Raw genomic sequence first — 16,634 nt, 5'->3', positions numbered from 1 at the left:
GGGGAAATTTCAACCGGATGCCCCATAACAAACGTAGGCTGAATAAGCGTTTCTTCAACGAACTGCTCGAAGAAGGCATTCAGGATATGGCCAAATGTCATATGCTTTTCAACCGGAACACGATGCTCCTTAGCCAGACGCTGCGCTTCCTCATCTGTCATATGAACGCCAAAGTCAACGCCTGTAACTTCCTTTACAGCATCAACCATAGTAACACGGCGCCATCCCGGAGACAGGTCGACTTCATGTCCCTGATAATTAATCTGCTGACTGCCAAGAACCTCCTGGGCAATGTGAGCAATCATATTTTCGGTCAGCTGCATAATGTCCTTGTAGTCGGCATAAGCTTCGTACAGCTCAATCATTGTAAATTCAGGGTTATGGCGTGTTGAAATCCCCTCGTTACGGTATACGCGGCCGATTTCGTAGACTTTTTCCAGACCGCCGACGATCAGGCGCTTCAAGTGAAGCTCAATGGCAATCCGCATATACAGCTGCATGTCCAGTGTATTGTGATGAGTAATGAACGGACGCGCAGCAGCTCCCCCGGCAATAGCATGCAGCGTCGGAGTTTCCACTTCAAGATAGCCCAGCGAGTCCAGATAACGGCGCATCGACTGGATAATCCGTGAACGGGCAATAAACGTCTGCTGAACCTCAGGGTTGATGATCAAATCAACATAACGCTGGCGGTAGCGCAGCTCGACATCCTTCAAGCCGTGGTATTTCTCAGGAAGCGGAAGCAGGGATTTGGATAAAACCTCAAGATTGCTTGCTTTAATTGAGGTTTCCCCTGTTTTGGTCTTGAACAACGTTCCGCGAACCCCGATAATGTCTCCCAAATCCAGCACATTGAATGCCGCATACTGTTCTTCAGGAATGCTGTCCTGGCGCACATAGATCTGGATTTTGCCGCTTAGATCCTGGATGTGGGCGAAGCTGGCTTTTCCCATTACCCGTTTGGCCATAATACGGCCGGCAATGCTTACATCAAGATTAAGCTCGTCCAGTTCTTCCTTAGTCTGTCCGTCATATTTAGCCAGAAGATCCCCGGCGCCTGCTGTACGCTCATACTTTTTACCAAACGGGTCAATTCCCAGTGCACGCAGCTCGTCCAATTTGGCACGACGGATGCGCAGCAGCTCGCTGAGCTCATTCTCCGTATTCTCCACCGTATTCAATTCCTCGGTCATGTTCTTTCATCCTCTCTAAAACCATCATGTCATATACATAAGAAGAAACGGCACCCCAGGCTTAGTCCGAGGGCAGTCCGTTTCAGAGCAAAATCCGAAAAAAGCTTCCCTAAGGAAGCTTTCAGGGGTGTAACGGTTAGTTACTTCATTGTGATATCAAGAATTTTATATTGAATAACGCCTGCAGGAACACTGACATCGACGACTGTACCGACTGTTTTGCCCATAATGGCTCTGCCAACCGGACTTTCGTTGGAAATCTTGTTGTTAAGCGGGTCCGATTCTGCTGTTCCGACGATAGTGTATTCCATTACGTCGCCATACTCCAAATCTTCAACGCTTACAGTTACTCCTACGCTTACCACATCGGTAAGAATCTCGTCGCTGTTGATAATCCGGGCGTTGCGAAGCATTTTTTCAAGAGTAATGATACGGCCTTCAATAAAAGCCTGCTCGTTCTTCGCGTCTTCATACTCCGAGTTCTCGCTGATATCTCCGTATCCGATTGCCACTTTAATCCGCTCGGCCACTTCACGGCGCTTAACAGATTTGAGGGTCTCCAGTTCTTCTTCCAGACGTTTAAGTCCGTCCGGCGTAAGGATGACTTCTTTATCGCTCATCTCAACCGATTCTCCTGTCGTATACATTTATTGAAAACACCATACTATATGCGAATCCGGAGGGATCAGAACCCTCCCTGCTGCATTAACACTTGCTGTAACGGCGATTTTATACTGTGAAATTATATTGGAACCGTTACTAAATGTCAATGATGTACGAGAAACACCGTTTATTCGGGCATTTGCCCTGTTAAAGTTGCTTGATCATCTTATTATTCGACATTTATCATGGAAGAGTTTATCCCCAATCTCTATTCTTTAAGAAGCAGATTACTAATAAGGGGAGAAAACGAAGATGTGGAAGAAGTTAATTTGGGCTGTACTGATCCTTGTCGCACTCACTCTGAGACAGGTACCAAATGCCAATGGTGCAGGCGCTGGTGACCGGCGTGTCAGCATCACTCTTCATTTTGAAAGCGATAAAGAGACTAACCGGTACATTCCGGCCGTAGTGGTAGACACCATAATGTACTCAACCGGTGAGTCGAAGCAAGAGAAGTACGTTTTTGAAGATAAGGCCTTTGCTCCTCCTGAAGGTTTCGAATTTGACGGATGGGGGGACGCCCAGCAGACCGATCAGAGCAGTAAAAGCAGGCGCTATCTCCGCTCGGGGCAGGAAGGGCAGATTGTAAACACCGCAGAAGGGATTAAATATTATTCAATATTCACGCAAAAAGAGTATACCGATAAGCTCATTGATGAATGGAGAACTTACGACGATGATATTAGCGAAACAAGCCGGATATACGAATTTGATTATACAACCAAGCAACTAAAGGTACTGCGCGAGACCAAGGCCCATCAGACGCTCCCTACAATCACCTATTCCTATGTAACCGAGCTCAGAACCAAGGAAAAAATCAAAGTAATGGATGGTTGGGATTACATTACTACAGGAACGCAAGTAGACCAGCTATACGCATCATCTGATATGTACGGAATGATTGATTATGCAGCCAAGACGATCAAGCTGTTTTCTTTATCCAACAATACATACATCACAGCAGTTCCCTCTTCTACAGTTGATTGGGTAATCAACAGTCAGGATATGTCCAACAATTTCCGGCCTGTAGAGGGAATATCGTTCAGCGGGAATTATGATTTTATTTTCCGGAAAAACAAGAAAACGTACGCCATCACAGCCGGGCACAAAATTACAGAGATTAAAGAAACGAAGCTGGACTGGCATCAATACCAGTGGCGGCTGGTTATCAACAATCATGTATTCGGGAAAAGATGGATAGACGGATGGCACTATATTATTAATACCGACAACAATAAGGTGACTAAAATCTCGGAGCGGAACACTTTTGTCCGTGAAATCGCCATCTCGCCGGATCACCGGTACTTAGCTACAGTCGAGGCCGCCTATGACACTTCGAAATCCAGCAATTCGTATAATGACGAACAGGTCCGTATCTATGATATCAATAAGCAAAAAGTGGTCCGGACCGTCAAGCTTCCTTACCGTGATGTTTATGCGGACCAAGTATTCTGGCAGTCTAATACAGTGCTGCAGTATCGTCCGTTCGCCTCCAGCAATTCGGTTCCTTATATCCGCAACGTGAACATCGACGTTCTGACCGGCATCGTCACCAAGGATCAGTACCGAAGCGAGGCTCAAAAAAAGGATTACGTTCTGGAAATAGCGAATTCCGGTACATATTTCAGCTTAGTAGAGCCTTTAATGATTGTGTACAAGGGCAAACCGGTGGTCTATAGCAGCCAGTCATCCTTTGAGGGAGTAAATGGTCTGGTCTATTGTTCAGTCAAAGATTTGGCCAAAGCATTGGGAGCAGGAATCTCCGCCGGAAGCGGCAAGCTGACCCTCTCTTTAGGAGGTAAAAAAGCAGATCTGGACCTCCGGGCCGAAGATACGATTATGCATAACGGAACTGCCTACGCACCGATTAAACCGATTATCACCAAGCTGGGACTGCAGTATGAGCGGGAAGGTTACGACTCCCGTTTAGTGACAATTGAGTAATCAACAGACCTTCTGCTCTTGAAAAAAAAGGGACAGATGCGAAGCCCGCATCTGTCCCTTTTATGAATATGCCATTACAACGCTATAAGCGCAGCTTCGCTGTCCTGATCCTCTTCATCCTTGAGCTGGGCGACAAAATCATGCAAAATCCGCACCATCTCATCCCGCTCCGTTCCTTCCATGATGTGATCCTTCACCCGTGCTGCAGCCCTGAAGCCTTTGAGATACCAGGCCAGGTGCTTGCGCATCTCGCGTACAGCTACAGCTTCTCCCTTGAGTGCGATCAGACGGTCCATGTGAAGAATGGCTACCTTGATCTTCTCTTCTGCTCCAGGTTCAGGCATCAGCTCGCCAGTACTCAAATACTGCACAGTCCGGTACAGCATCCACGGGTTGCCCAGTGCTCCGCGGCCGATCATTACGCCGTCACAGCCGGTCTGGTCAAGCATCGCCCGCGCATCCTCAGGTGTATTGACGTCACCGTTGCCAATGACCGGAATGGATACGGCTTCCTTGGCCATTTTGATATACTTCCAGTCGGCACGCCCGGTATAGAGCTGCTCACGGGTACGCCCGTGCACACTGACCGCCTGGCCTCCGGCACGTTCGACAGCACGTGCATTCTCTTCGACAAAAATATGCTCGCTGTCCCAGCCAATACGCATTTTGACAGTAACCGGCTTATCGACTGCTTCTACAACAGCCGATACCATCTCATAAATCTTGTCGGGGTTCAGAAGCCAGCGCGCACCGGCATCGCACTTGGTTACCTTGGGAACAGGGCAGCCCATATTAATATCAATAATATCAGCGTTAGTCTCTTTATCGACTACTTTGGCTGCTTCAACCAGAGACGCCCGGTCACCGCCGAAAATCTGCAGGCTAAGGGGCTTCTCCCGCTCATCGACAAACAGCATTTCACGCGTACGCTTGTTACCATGCAGAATCGCCTTGTCACTGACCATTTCCGCACAGACCAGGCCTGTGCCGAATTCTTTGGCAATCAGGCGGAACGCCGGATTACATACGCCGGCCATCGGTGCCAGAACGACCTGATTCTTCATTTCAATACTGCCTATTTTCAGCATGCTCATTCACTTCCTTACTGTACTGTTGTATATAAGCTCTACGTATCAAAAAGCGGAGGCTCAAATCGAGGGGTTCGCCAGCTCTTCGGCTGATACGCCGAGAACATCCGCAATTTTATTTAAAATTTTATCCTCTAGACGCCGGTTTCCCCTCTCCACTGCACCCAGTACGGCTAGGGAAATTCCGACAGAATCCGCCAGCTGCTGCTGGGTATAGCCTTTCAGTTTCCGGAATGCTCTGACCCGTCTTCCCATTCTTTTGATGTCCACAAGCGCATTCCTTCCTTTCCGTCCAATTCTTGAAGCGCTGCAGCAAGCTTGCTGTGAAGTGAAACCCCTGACTGATCCTGCGGCACAATATCGCTCAGCGGAACCAGTACAAATGCCCGCTCCATCATCCGGGGATGCGGCAGCGTTAAATCTGGTGTATCCAAAGTCTGGCCTTCCACCCACAACAAATCCAGATCAACTGTCCGCGGACCGTAACGGATATCCCGTACACGGCCAAGCTGGTTCTCAATCTCCAGCATGACTTGGAGCAGAGCTTCAGGTGCAAGCGTAGTGCGGAGTGCAGCAGTCATATTCAAAAACTGCGGCTGATCGAGGTAGCCGACCGGCTCTGTCTCATATATTCTGGAGCAGCGCACTACTTCTACGGCTTCATGCTGGCCAAGCCTGTGTAAGGCTTCCTTAAGGGTCTCCTCACGGTTACCCAAATTAGCCCCTAAAGCAATATAAGCCTCTGATGACTCAGAGGTGGAGTGTATGTTCATGGACTTGTCTCACTTTCTCGTTCTACGCAGCTCTACGGTCACACCCTCAAAATGAATGTCGAACGGCGGATGCGGCTTGGTCACTTTAACCGTTACCGCATTGATAATAGTATAAGTGTCCAGTAACACGGATGCAATATGTTCCGCCAAAGCTTCAATTAACTTAAAGGACTTTGTTTCGACAATATTTTTGACTGTGTAATGCACTTCGGCATAATTTACGGTCTGGGTGAGATCATCGTTCTGCCCTGCCGCCTGAAGGTCAAGCTCCAGTTCTAAATCCACATAAAAGCGCTGGCCGAGCTTGCGTTCCTCTTCAAACACCCCATGATATCCATAGTATTCCATGCGGTGCAGCTTCATTTTATCCATATCGGGTACCTGCCTTCATATTTAAAATAATCCGCCGCTCTTATCCGGGCTATTCCCGAACCTGCGGCGGGGAGGAGTATAACATGGCATCGCACATCTGGACGGTACGTCTGATTGTCGCTACATCATGTACCCGAACGATCTGACAGCCTTGGGCAATGCCAAAAGCCACTGTCGCAGCAGTCCCCTCTACAACATCATCGGCCGGGAGATCCAGTACGGTGCGGATGAATTTTTTGCGCGAGGTTGCCAGCAGTACCGGATACCCCATTGCAGCCAGACTGTCGAGCGCCATCATTGCCTGCAGATTCTCGGTATAGTCCTTGGCAAAGCCAATTCCCGGATCAAGAATGATATTATCCGGCTTGACCCCTGCGGCTAACACCAGCTCAATGCTGCCCTGCAGATCAGCAGCCATATCGGCTTGCAGCTCCTGATAGTTGCGGTCATGGCGGTTATGCATCAGAATAATCGGACATCCGGCTTCAGCGGCTACTGATGCCATATCCGGGTCCGCCTTTGCCCCCCACACATCATTAATGATGTGCGCCCCCGCCTTGATAGCCTGACGGGCAACCTCTGCCTTATACGTATCTATAGAAAGAACCAGCTGGGGAGCAGCGCGGTGAATGCTCTCAATTACAGGCAGCACCCGGTCCAGCTCCTCCTGCATACTTACCGGCTTATGCCCCGGCCGCGTTGATTCTCCTCCAATATCAATGATATCGGCTCCTTCTGCCGCCATCTGCAGCGCATGCTCCACAGCCTTGTCCGGCTCATTCCAGAGGCCCCCGTCCGAAAAGGAATCGGGCGTTACATTCAGGATGCCCATAATTAAGGTCCGGCTCCCCAGGGTCAGCATGCTGTCCGGGAAACGGTAGGTGCGTTTATAGATCACAGGTTTCATCTTAGCGCTTCCGTCCTTTCTCTGTATAACCTGATCAGTTCGGCTGTGTGCCTTCCGCAATAGCCCTTACCTGCCTGAAAAGGCTCGTTGCCCTGCCACAGCATGGTTACAGGAACAAGCTCCTGTATAGAGTTCGTCAAAAAGATCTCATCAGCCGTGAGCAGCTGCTCCCACCGGTAGAAGCCCTGTTCAGTCTGCAAACCGGCTTCCCGGGCCAGCGTGAGCACCATTTCCCGGGTAATGCCCGGCAGGATGCCTGTTTCTATATCAGGTGTGTACAGTACACCGTCGTTGATAAAAAAGACGTTACTGACAATGCCCTCTGCAATAAAACCTTGTCCGGTCAGCATCAGCCCCTCCGCTCCGCCGGCAGCAGAGACATATCCGGCCAGCTCGCGCTTAGCCAGAATGTTATTCATGTAATGCAATGACTTCAGCCTCACCGGACCCTCGGGTGTATTGCGCGGTGTGTTCAGTAACTGCACCCCTTTGCCTTCCAGATATAGCGCAGGGTCCGGCTTCGGCAGCTCCTTGATATACAACAGGTGATTAGGCTTGCTGTATTCTCCGGACGGAAGTCCCAGTATATCCTCACCCGCAGTAACGGTATACCGGATATAGGCTTCCTGCAGCTGATTGGCATCCATAACCTGCTTAATCCATTTGCGCAAGGAAACTTCATCTGCCTCAAACGGAATTCCCAATTGTCTGCAGCCGTCCGCCAGCCTGTCCAGGTGCTTCTTCAGCAGAAAAGGAATCCCGTTATAGGTGCGGAAGGTCTCAAACAGGCCCATACCGTACAAAAAGCCGTGATCCAGAGCGGACACCACGGCGTCTTTGGCCTCAACTGCTATATAATTTAATCCTATATATTTCATGCCGGTTCTCCGGCTCTCCGTTTCAGAAAGTTGCGGAGCATGGTGTGTCCATGATCGGTAATGATGGATTCCGGGTGGAATTGCACGCCTTCAATCGGGTATTCCTTATGACGCAGTGCCATAATTTCACCTTCGGCGGTCTCGGCGGTAATCTCCAGGCAGTCCGGCAGACTCTCGCGCTCTACAATCAACGAGTGGTATCTTGTAGCCGTAAACGGTGATTCCATCCCTTCAAAGACAGAGGTACCGTTATGGTGAATTGGCGATGTTTTGCCATGCATCAGACGCTCCGCACGGATTACATTGCCGCCGAAGGCCTGGCCGATAGCCTGATGACCCAGACATACACCAAAAATAGGGATTACCCCCTTGAAGTGCTGCAGCAGCTCGAGGCTGATACCCGCTTCATTCGGTGTGCAGGGTCCCGGTGAAATCAGAATATGGTCGGGCGCCATAGCTTCAATCTCCCCGATTGTAATCTCGTCGTTGCGGTGCACCTTTACTTCCTCCCCCAGCTCGCCTAAATACTGCACCAGGTTGTAGGTAAAGGAATCATAGTTATCGATAACCAAGATCATAATGCTGCTCCCCCTTTGGCTCCGCTAGCGGCTTGGGATTCGTGCTGCAGCTCGCTGCAGAGAACCGCCTTTACCACTGCTTTGGCTTTGTTATGGCATTCCCGGTACTCCCGGTACGGATCGGAATCAATTACGATGCCAGCACCTGTCTGAATGTATCCTACTCCATCTTTCACTGCCAGTGTTCTTATTATAATATTTAATTCCATATTTCCGTTATAGTCAATCCAGCCCATCGAGCCTGTATAGGGTCCGCGGCGGACCGGCTCCAGCTCCTCGATGATCTCCATCGTGCGCACCTTGGGCGCGCCGGTAATAGTGCCGCCGGGAAATAAGGCGGCCATGACATCATAAGCATCTTTGCCGGAGGCGATGCGCCCCTCCACCTGCGAGACGAGATGCATGACATGCGAGTATCGCTCGACGGTCAGCAGCTCAGGCACGCTGACCGACCCGTACGCAGCGACACGGCCGATGTCGTTGCGCTCCAGATCGACAAGCATGACATGCTCGGCGATCTCCTTCTCGCTCCCGCGCAGCTCCGCCTCCATGGCGGCGTCCTCCGCGGGAGTGAGCCCCCGGCGCCGGGTGCCGGCAATGGGGCGGGCGCTGATCTTGTCCCCGTGCAGCTTGACGAGCAGCTCCGGCGACGCGCTGGAGAGCGCGAAGCCGGGCGAGCGGAGCAGCCCCATATACGGGGACGGGTTGAGCTTGCGCAGCCATTCATAAACATCCTCCGGCGGAGACTTCAGCTGCGCCTCCTGGCGCAGCGAGAGGTTAACCTGAAATACATCGCCCTGGCGGATGTATTCCTGGACATCCAGCACAGCCTGCTGGAACTGCTCCGGAGAAAAGGCTGACTGCATGCCCGGCCATTGTCCGGTCAGGCTGACGTTCTCTTCAATTGCCGCAACAATGCATCCGGCTTCTGTCTGCGAGTGCTCTTCGGGTACTGAAGCTGTACAGAGCAGCTCCCATTGCTTCAGCATTTCTTCGGCGCGTACCACTGTCTCATCATAAAGCGCCTGAAGAGCAGACGGATTCCTTCTGGCCTCCTCCGTTAATGGAGCATGGACAGTGCAATAAACCCTGTCTTCCTGGCTGTCATAGATCCAGAGCTCCTCAAAGCGCATAAACAGGTAGTCGGGAAACCCCGGATGATCTTCTGCCAGTGAAGGCAGCACCTCCAGAGAGCGGACTACATCATAGCTGAGAAAACCAATACAGCCGCCTGTAAACGGAGGCACGCCGGACGACTCCAGGCGTGGTGAAGTAAATTCGTTCATCCAGCTGTGAAGCACATCCAGCGGTTTGCCCAGCAGCTCTACAGGTCCATTCTGGCCGGCATCGGCGCCGCTCTGGGCTGCTTCCTGCAGCCGGAGCACTTCAGCCCGTCCATCCTTCCCTTCAAGCACGGAAACCGGCTGCAGTCCGAGATAAGTGAACCGTCCGTCCTTACCGCTCTCCAGTACTACCGAGTAAGGGGAAGCCTGCTTCCAGGCGCCTGTCCAGGAGGCGGGCAGACCCGGCTGGACCTGGGGGGATTGTATAATTAAAGGAAGAAGGCTCCAGCTTCCATTATTCCATTGCTTCCAATCCTGATACGCTGTTAAGATCTCCAAAGCTATCCTCCTACAAATATGTGATTCGTAAGCTTATTCACGTTTATTGCCTGTCAGTATACTGTACTTCCGGCTGGTTTGAAACCCCTGATCGCAGTTTTCTGCAAAAATAACTGGATTCGTGTAAATCTAAATATCTCCACAAAGCGGAACTTTTAAATATAGTGAATTCAGGGAGCTGCGGAAACCCGAAAACACGTACTATTAAAAAGAGCCTTCACTATCCCTGTAAAAGCGGATAGGAAGGCTCCAGTAAACGTTATTTAGTAACTTAAACTTCGAAGTTGTAGAGCGGTGTGCTCAGGTAACGTTCACCGTTACTTGGGATGACAACAACCACTTTTTTGCCTGCGCCAAGCTCTTTGGCCACTTTGAGCGCAGCAAACACAGCAGCACCGGATGAAATACCGGACAATACGCCCTCTTCTTTGGCAACACGGCGAGCCGTTTCGAATGCTTCATCATTCTCAACGTGAATAATCTCATCGTAGACATTCTGATTCAGAATCTCAGGGATAAAGTTCGCACCGATCCCCTGGATTTTGTGCGGGCCTGGTTTGCCGCCGGCCAGAATCGGGGAAGCTGCAGGTTCTACAGCATATACCTTCACGCCGGGATATTGCTTCTTCAGCACTTCACCCGCGCCGGAGATGGTTCCGCCTGTACCAATACCTGCAACAAAAGCGTCGAGAGGACCGCCAATGGATTCGATGGCTTCAACAATCTCAGGACCTGTAGTTTCCAGGTGAATTTTGAGATTGGCTTTGTTCTTAAACTGATCTGCAAGGAAGTAGTCCGGATTCTCGGCCAGGATCTGCTCAGCCTTCTTAACCGCGCCGTTCATACCCTCGGAGCCCGGAGTCAGGACGAGTTCAGCACCGTAGGCACGCAGCAGGTTCCGGCGCTCAAGGCTCATCGTTTCAGGCATAACAATAATCGCCTTATAACCTTTGGCAGCTGCAACCAGCGCAAGTCCGATACCTGTGTTGCCGCTTGTAGCTTCTACAATTGTTCCGCCAGGCTTAAGCAGACCTTCCTTCTCAGCTTCTTCAACGATGCTGAGGGCAATGCGGTCCTTAACACTGGAGCCCGGGTTCTGGTATTCCAGCTTCAGGTAGATCTCCGCAGAACCTTCCGGAGCAATCCGGTTCAAACGGACGAGCGGTGTGCCACCGATCAGATCTGTTACACTGTTAACGACTTTAGCCATGAGCAAAAACCTCCTTGGAATATTAAATGATATATGAGTACGTAACTTGTGACGGATGTCTTCAGCATGTAATTCCAGGTGTTGGATGTATAACGGCTTATCTCATATAGAGGGCGGTAGGTCTGCACCAGGATATTATTACCGCAGCGCCAAGTTATAACGCTGTCTTAGCGGCCGTCTAGGATCATCCGCCGCCGATCATTCCCGACTAAAACGGTAGGTTTTACATTTATCCTCATATTATCAATCTTGCAGGCTGTTGTCAACATATATCGCTGTCTCATATTTCTTACGCAGGTCGCTTTCCACCTGCTGTAACGGTGCTGCCTGCTCAAGTGCCAGCTCACGCCGCACCTGTGCTCTGATTAGAGCTTCATCCTCCCGGGGCGGATCAACAATACTCTCCAGCCGGATTACGGCATAATCCTCACCAGCCGGCAAGGGACCAGCAATATCGCCCGCTTCAAGCCCGGCTGCTGTCTGGAGCAGCTCGGCCGGCCAGAACGGGTCATTTTCCTCCACCATGCCGATGCTTCCGCCATGCTCCCTGCTTTCAGGATCAGTCGATACCTCTCTGGCCAGGGCAGCGAAATCCTCACCCTGCTCCAGCCGGTCCATTACCGACTCCGCCTCTTCATAGGTATCTACTCTAATGATAGCCAGCTGCATTTGCTTGTTGGGTGCAAAACGCCCGGCGTTCTCGGCCAGATACTCATCTATAGCCGCATCGCCGACCGTTATGCCCTCTGTAGCCACTGCCTGAAGGGTCAGCCGGTATACGGCCTCTTCGCGGACTTCCTGACGGGATAATCCAAGCTCAGACTGCATTTGGGCATAATATTGTTCTTCAGAGCTGTATCCGGCCATACTGTACCTGAGCTCCTCCTCAATATCTGCCTCTGTTACAGTGATGCCGAGCGCCTTAGCCTCTTTATCGACTACAATGTGATTGAGCATAGCCAGAAGGACTTCATCTCCATGCTTTTTCTTGAGCTCATCCATCCATTCCCTGTCCGTTATCCGCTGTCCGCCTGCAGTTGCCACATCCGCAGACTCCCCCTCCACAGCATCTCCCTTAAGAATAGCCATTGCCCGCAGGCTCCAAAAAAGCAGTCCGCCGAGCACCATTGTACCGACTGCAAGAATAACAACCGTATTGCGCAGTGCGCGTTCTTGTCTAGTCATCATCTTACAGGCCTACGATCTCGCTTGATCCAGGATAGCCTGCATTTCATCTTTATTAAATAAATAGGCTTCGTTGCAAAAATGGCATACAACCTCCGCCTGATCATCTTCTTCTATTAACCGTTCCAGCTCATGCTGGCCCAGACTGATCAGTGTCTGCTCCACCCGTTCCCGTGAGCATTGACATTTAAACACAATATCCAGCCCATCATGGATAACCGCATCCGGTAAAAGATATGTCAGCATCTCCTCCGGCTCAAGACCCTGGTCCAGCAGAGCCGTAACGGAAGGCATTGTGCTCAGCGTCTGCTCAATTTCGCTGATCTCGGCATCGGTAAGCCCCGGAAGCAGCTGGATAATAAAGCCGCCGGCCACACGGACCGAGTTGTCGGCTTCAACCAACACGCCCAGCCCGACCGCCGCCGGTGTCTGTTCTGAAATCGCAAAGTAATAAGTAAAATCATCGCCCAGCTCGCCCGAAACGATCGGTACGCTGCCGCGGTAAGGCTCCTTGAGCCCCAAATCCTTACTGACATCGATAAACCCTTCCGTTCCTACGGCTCCTGCAACATCCAGCTTCCCCTGACTGTTGCTCGGCAGATGAACATGCGGATTGCTTACATAGCCGCGCACTTCCCCGCGGGCATTGGATTCAGCGGTAATCTGACCGATCGGCCCGTTACCTTTAACCATCACCGCAAGCTTCTCTTCCCCCTTGAGCATGGCGCCCATCATGGCTGCAGCGGTTACTGTACGGCCCATCGCAGCCGTAGCTGTCGGGTAAGTATCATGTCTGCGCCGCAGTTCCTCAACAAGCTCTGTTGTCCGGACAGTAAATGCCCGGACTCTGCCGTGCAGCGCAGTTCCCCGGACCAGCCGGTCTTTTTTCTTTTCCATTGGGCATACCCTCCTGTCTCTGAGCCTGATTCAGGCTTCTTTATCTTTACTGGTTACGGTCATAAATAATACGCAGGCCTTCGAGTGTCAACATAGGGTTCACTTCATCTATACAGTCCGTTTCCCCGGCAATAAGGGTGGCCAGACCGCCTGTAGCAATAACCTTGAGCACCGGCGCGTTCATCTCCTGCTTGATTCTCCGCACAATTCCCTCAACCTGTCCGGCATATCCAAAAATGATCCCGGCTTGCATGGCATGTACGGTATTGCGCCCAATCACCTTCTTCGGCTTCTCCAGCTCAATCCGCGGCAGCTTGGATGCCCGCTGATATAGAGCTTCTGTGGAAATGCCGAGTCCCGGAACAATAGCTCCGCCCAGGTAATTGGCCCCGGCATCAATGCAGTCAAAGGTAGTTGCTGTACCGAAATCAACGACCACAAGCGGGCATTTGTATTGCTCGATAGCGGCGACTGCGTTGACAATCCGGTCAGCCCCGACTTCACGGGGATTCTCATAACGCAGGTTAAGTCCTGTCTTGATGCCGGGACCGACCAGCAGCGGATCTTTACCGATATATTTTACGCACATCTCCACAATTACTTGAACAAGCGGGGGCACGACAGAGGAAATAATGACACCCTCCACGTCCTTGAAGGAGATATTCGACATCTGAAACAGATTGTGAATGAGCACGCCATATTCATCGACTGTGGACTGGCGGGCCGTACTGAGCCGGAAATGATGCAGCAGCTCACGCTTACGGTATATGCCGAGTACAATATTAGTATTCCCGATATCAACTGCAAGCATCATGACAGCGGCCCCTCCTTCCGGGCGTTAAGGTCCAGACTGATGTCCAGACTGTTGAAGGAGTACGTCAGCCGTCCGACAGAAATCACATCTACTCCGGATTCCGCGATACGGCGCACTGTCTCCAGAGAAACATTACCGGAAGCTTCCGTTTTGACATGAGGCGATTTGGTCTTGATTCTTCTGACGGCTTCCTTCATCAGTTCAGGATCCATATTGTCGAGCATTATAATGTCTGCTCCTGCTGTAAGGGCTTCCTCTACCTGCTCAAGGCTCTCTGTTTCCACCTCAATCATCATGGTATGCGGAATATTAGCCCGGGCCCGCCCTACAGCCTGAAGAATACCGCCGGCTCCCTTAATATGATTATCCTTAATCATCACAGCATCGTATAAGCCGAACCGGTGATTTGCCCCGCCTCCGACGCGCACAGCGTACTTCTCAAGCATCCGGTGGCCCGGTGTCGTCTTTCGTGTATCAACCAGCCGTGTCGGCAGACCATCCAGCACCTCTACAAAAGCGGCTGTCCGCGAGGCAACTCCCGACAGCCGCTGCATCAGATTAAGCGCAAGCCGCTCACCGGTCAAAATGGCATGGGTGCTTCCTTCCACTTCGGCAATTACCGTTCCTTTAGACACATTCTGCCCTTCTTGAACCAGCGGGGTAAACACGAGCGACGGGTCAACGACTTCAAATACCAGCTCTGCTACAGGCAGACCGCAGATCACACCGGCCTCCTTTGCATGAATAATCCCCTTGGACTCGTGGCCGGCCGGTATAGTGGTCCGGGTTGTAATATCGCCTGAACCGACATCCTCCTGCAGCCAGCTTTTAATCAGCTGTACCAGTTCTTCATTATATCCATTAAACATCATCACTAAATTCCTCCACTATGCCCAGATCACGGATCTGGAGCAGATGTTTCTGCCACTTCGCATCATCGCGCAGCGGATAATCCTCCCGGTAATGGGCTCCGCGGCTCTCCTGCCGTGAAAGTGCCGATTCAGTGATCAGCAGACTGCAGGTAAGCATATTGGCAAACTCATATTCTTCACGCTTGGTAAGCGCAGCAGCAAAAATCGGCAGCTGCCGCTTCAGTTCATCAAGTCCTTTATTCAGCATTCCCTCATCGCGCCGCAGCCCCGCATAACGAACCATTACCTTCTGAAGTTTCAGCCGGCGTTCCACAATTGCCTGAATCGGTGTTTCTGTGCGTCCTTCATTGCAGCCTGCCGACAGGCTGGTCCAATCGGCCGGAGCAAGCTCACGGATGCGTTCTGTAATCCGCCGTCCGAACACTATAGCTTCAGACAAGGAGTTGCTGGCCAGCCGGTTTGCCCCCTGTACTCCGGTTGAAGACACTTCCCCGCAGGCAAACAGGCGGGCGATATTGCTCTCCCCGTTCAGATCGGTTTTGATGCCTCCCATCATATAATGCGCAGCAGGAGCCACTGGAATCCAATCACTTGTAATATCGAGTCCGTAGCTCATGCAGGTTTCATAAATGGTCGGAAAACGGTGCTTCACCATATCAGCCGGCTCATGGGTAATATCAAGATAAACAAAGGTGGATTTGGTCAGCTCCATTTCACTGACTATGGCCCTTGCCACAATATCACGCGGTGCAAGCTCAAGCAATTCATGATACCGTTCCATGAAACGTTCCCCGTGTATATTGCGCAGTACGGCACCCTCGCCGCGAACCGCCTCCGAAATCAGAAAGCGCGGTGCTCCGGGATAACAAAGTGCTGTCGGATGAAATTGGATAAACTCCATATCCCGTATATGGGCTCCCGCCCGGTAGGCAATGGCCACCCCGTCACCGGTAGCTACCTCAGGATTAGTGGTATAGCGGTACAATTGCCCCGCTCCCCCGGAACAGAGGACGGTAGCATCTGCCTGCAGAAACAGCCTTTCGCCGTTTGGCCGCTGTACCAGGGCTCCGGCGCATTCGCCTTGTTCCGTAATCAGATCAATGACAAAATGATCATCCCAGACCTCAATATTCCTGTCCTGCTTCACCTGCTCTATAAGCGCCCGTACGATTTCATATCCGGTAGCATCACCGTTGGCATGCAAAATACGGCGGTGGCTATGGGCCCCTTCCTGGGTTAAAGCCAGTACACCGTTCTCTTCATCAAATATAGTGCCCAGCCGGATCAGCTCACGCACACCCTCCGGACCCTCATTAACCAAAACATCCACCGCAGCAGAGGAGTTCAGCCCGGCACCCGCCATCAGGGTATCCTGCCGGTGATACTCCGGAGAGTCTTCTTCCGAAAAGGCCGCAGCAATTCCGCCCTGTGCATACCGGGTATTGCTCTCCATCAGCGACTTCTTGGTAAGCACTATAACTTTCCGGTCCTCAGCGGCTTTGATGGCAGTGAACAGCCCTGCAATACCTGAACCGATTATAATAACGTCTGTTTTTACTGCAGGAAGCCCGCGAACATCGAAATCTACTAAATATTGTGGAATCATGACCGCTATTCACCTGTTTCAACGAAAGAGTA

Annotated in this window: 17 protein-coding genes (1 of these 17 running past the window's edge); 1 reads left to right on the top strand and 16 read right to left on the bottom strand. The window is 51.4% G+C overall.

All coding sequences use genetic code 11. The annotated features are described in order from the left end of the window. Window positions 1-1,193, bottom strand: the 5' portion of a protein-coding gene (gene lysS, locus AC4G46_RS00385; RefSeq protein WP_491126223.1) for a lysine--tRNA ligase. Its footprint begins 322 nt before the window's first position; only the first 1,193 of its 1,515 coding nucleotides appear in the window; it begins with the start codon at window positions 1,191-1,193; its stop codon lies beyond the left edge, outside the window. A gap of 140 nt (window positions 1,194-1,333) precedes the next feature. Then, window positions 1,334-1,813: a transcription elongation factor GreA gene (gene greA / locus AC4G46_RS00380; protein ID WP_068729207.1), complete on the bottom strand. Its 480-nt coding sequence runs from the start codon at window positions 1,811-1,813 to the stop codon at window positions 1,334-1,336. Window positions 1,814-2,108: 295 nt separating this feature from the next. On the opposite strand from greA, the gene AC4G46_RS00375 reads away from it, so the two are divergent. After that, window positions 2,109-3,800: a hypothetical protein gene (locus tag AC4G46_RS00375; RefSeq protein ID WP_491126222.1), complete on the top strand. Its 1,692-nt coding sequence runs from the start codon at window positions 2,109-2,111 to the stop codon at window positions 3,798-3,800. Between the two features lie 74 nt (window positions 3,801-3,874). Here the strand turns inward: AC4G46_RS00375 and dusB are convergent, their stop codons facing one another. From dusB to nadB, 14 genes are all read right to left on the bottom strand, one after another. Then, window positions 3,875-4,888, bottom strand: coding sequence for a tRNA dihydrouridine synthase DusB (gene dusB, locus AC4G46_RS00370; RefSeq protein WP_491126221.1), 1,014 nt, complete (start codon window positions 4,886-4,888; stop codon window positions 3,875-3,877). Window positions 4,889-4,948: 60 nt separating this feature from the next. After that, window positions 4,949-5,143 (bottom strand): helix-turn-helix domain-containing protein, encoded by a 195-nt coding sequence (locus AC4G46_RS00365; protein ID WP_260510344.1) that lies wholly within the window; start codon window positions 5,141-5,143, stop codon window positions 4,949-4,951. After that, window positions 5,110-5,661, bottom strand: coding sequence for a 2-amino-4-hydroxy-6-hydroxymethyldihydropteridine diphosphokinase (folK, locus tag AC4G46_RS00360; RefSeq protein ID WP_491126220.1), 552 nt, complete (start codon window positions 5,659-5,661; stop codon window positions 5,110-5,112). Before folK ends, AC4G46_RS00365 begins: the two co-directional genes overlap by 34 nt. A gap of 9 nt (window positions 5,662-5,670) precedes the next feature. After that, window positions 5,671-6,033 carry a dihydroneopterin aldolase gene (gene folB / locus AC4G46_RS00355; protein WP_068729217.1) on the bottom strand — a complete coding sequence of 121 codons (363 nt, stop codon included), beginning with the start codon at window positions 6,031-6,033 and terminating at the stop codon, window positions 5,671-5,673. Window positions 6,034-6,082: 49 nt separating this feature from the next. Then, complete coding sequence (folP, locus tag AC4G46_RS00350) at window positions 6,083-6,940, bottom strand: dihydropteroate synthase (protein ID WP_491126219.1); 858 nt, start codon at window positions 6,938-6,940, stop codon at window positions 6,083-6,085. Beyond that, on the bottom strand, window positions 6,937-7,818 hold the full coding sequence (locus AC4G46_RS00345; protein WP_491126218.1) for an aminotransferase class IV: 882 nt from the start codon (window positions 7,816-7,818) through the stop codon (window positions 6,937-6,939). The genes folP and AC4G46_RS00345 overlap by 4 nt, the downstream gene beginning before the upstream one ends. After that, window positions 7,815-8,396 carry an aminodeoxychorismate/anthranilate synthase component II gene (pabA, locus tag AC4G46_RS00340; RefSeq protein ID WP_090717156.1) on the bottom strand — a complete coding sequence of 194 codons (582 nt, stop codon included), beginning with the start codon at window positions 8,394-8,396 and terminating at the stop codon, window positions 7,815-7,817. The genes AC4G46_RS00345 and pabA overlap by 4 nt, the downstream gene beginning before the upstream one ends. Beyond that, the gene (locus AC4G46_RS00335) at window positions 8,393-10,018 is read right to left on the bottom strand and encodes an anthranilate synthase component I family protein (RefSeq protein ID WP_491126217.1); all 1,626 of its coding nucleotides are present in this window, start codon (window positions 10,016-10,018) and stop codon (window positions 8,393-8,395) included. The genes pabA and AC4G46_RS00335 overlap by 4 nt, the downstream gene beginning before the upstream one ends. A gap of 271 nt (window positions 10,019-10,289) precedes the next feature. Further along, on the bottom strand, window positions 10,290-11,228 hold the full coding sequence (gene cysK, locus AC4G46_RS00330) for a cysteine synthase A (RefSeq protein ID WP_491126216.1): 939 nt from the start codon (window positions 11,226-11,228) through the stop codon (window positions 10,290-10,292). A gap of 243 nt (window positions 11,229-11,471) precedes the next feature. After that, the gene (locus AC4G46_RS00325) at window positions 11,472-12,416 is read right to left on the bottom strand and encodes a peptidylprolyl isomerase (RefSeq protein ID WP_491126215.1); all 945 of its coding nucleotides are present in this window, start codon (window positions 12,414-12,416) and stop codon (window positions 11,472-11,474) included. Window positions 12,417-12,425: 9 nt separating this feature from the next. After that, the gene (gene hslO / locus AC4G46_RS00320) at window positions 12,426-13,310 is read right to left on the bottom strand and encodes an Hsp33 family molecular chaperone HslO (RefSeq protein ID WP_491126214.1); all 885 of its coding nucleotides are present in this window, start codon (window positions 13,308-13,310) and stop codon (window positions 12,426-12,428) included. A gap of 46 nt (window positions 13,311-13,356) precedes the next feature. Then, the gene (locus AC4G46_RS00315) at window positions 13,357-14,124 is read right to left on the bottom strand and encodes a type III pantothenate kinase (RefSeq protein WP_042171879.1); all 768 of its coding nucleotides are present in this window, start codon (window positions 14,122-14,124) and stop codon (window positions 13,357-13,359) included. Next, on the bottom strand, window positions 14,121-14,996 hold the full coding sequence (gene nadC, locus AC4G46_RS00310) for a carboxylating nicotinate-nucleotide diphosphorylase (protein WP_491126213.1): 876 nt from the start codon (window positions 14,994-14,996) through the stop codon (window positions 14,121-14,123). Before nadC ends, AC4G46_RS00315 begins: the two co-directional genes overlap by 4 nt. Further along, complete coding sequence (gene nadB / locus AC4G46_RS00305) at window positions 14,986-16,602, bottom strand: L-aspartate oxidase (protein WP_491126212.1); 1,617 nt, start codon at window positions 16,600-16,602, stop codon at window positions 14,986-14,988. Before nadB ends, nadC begins: the two co-directional genes overlap by 11 nt. Window positions 16,603-16,634 lie beyond the last annotated feature (32 nt).

The organism is Paenibacillus sp. fava2 (assembly GCF_058313675.1).
Note: the sequence above shows the minus strand (reverse complement) of the source record. Positions and strands in the feature narration are given on the sequence as shown.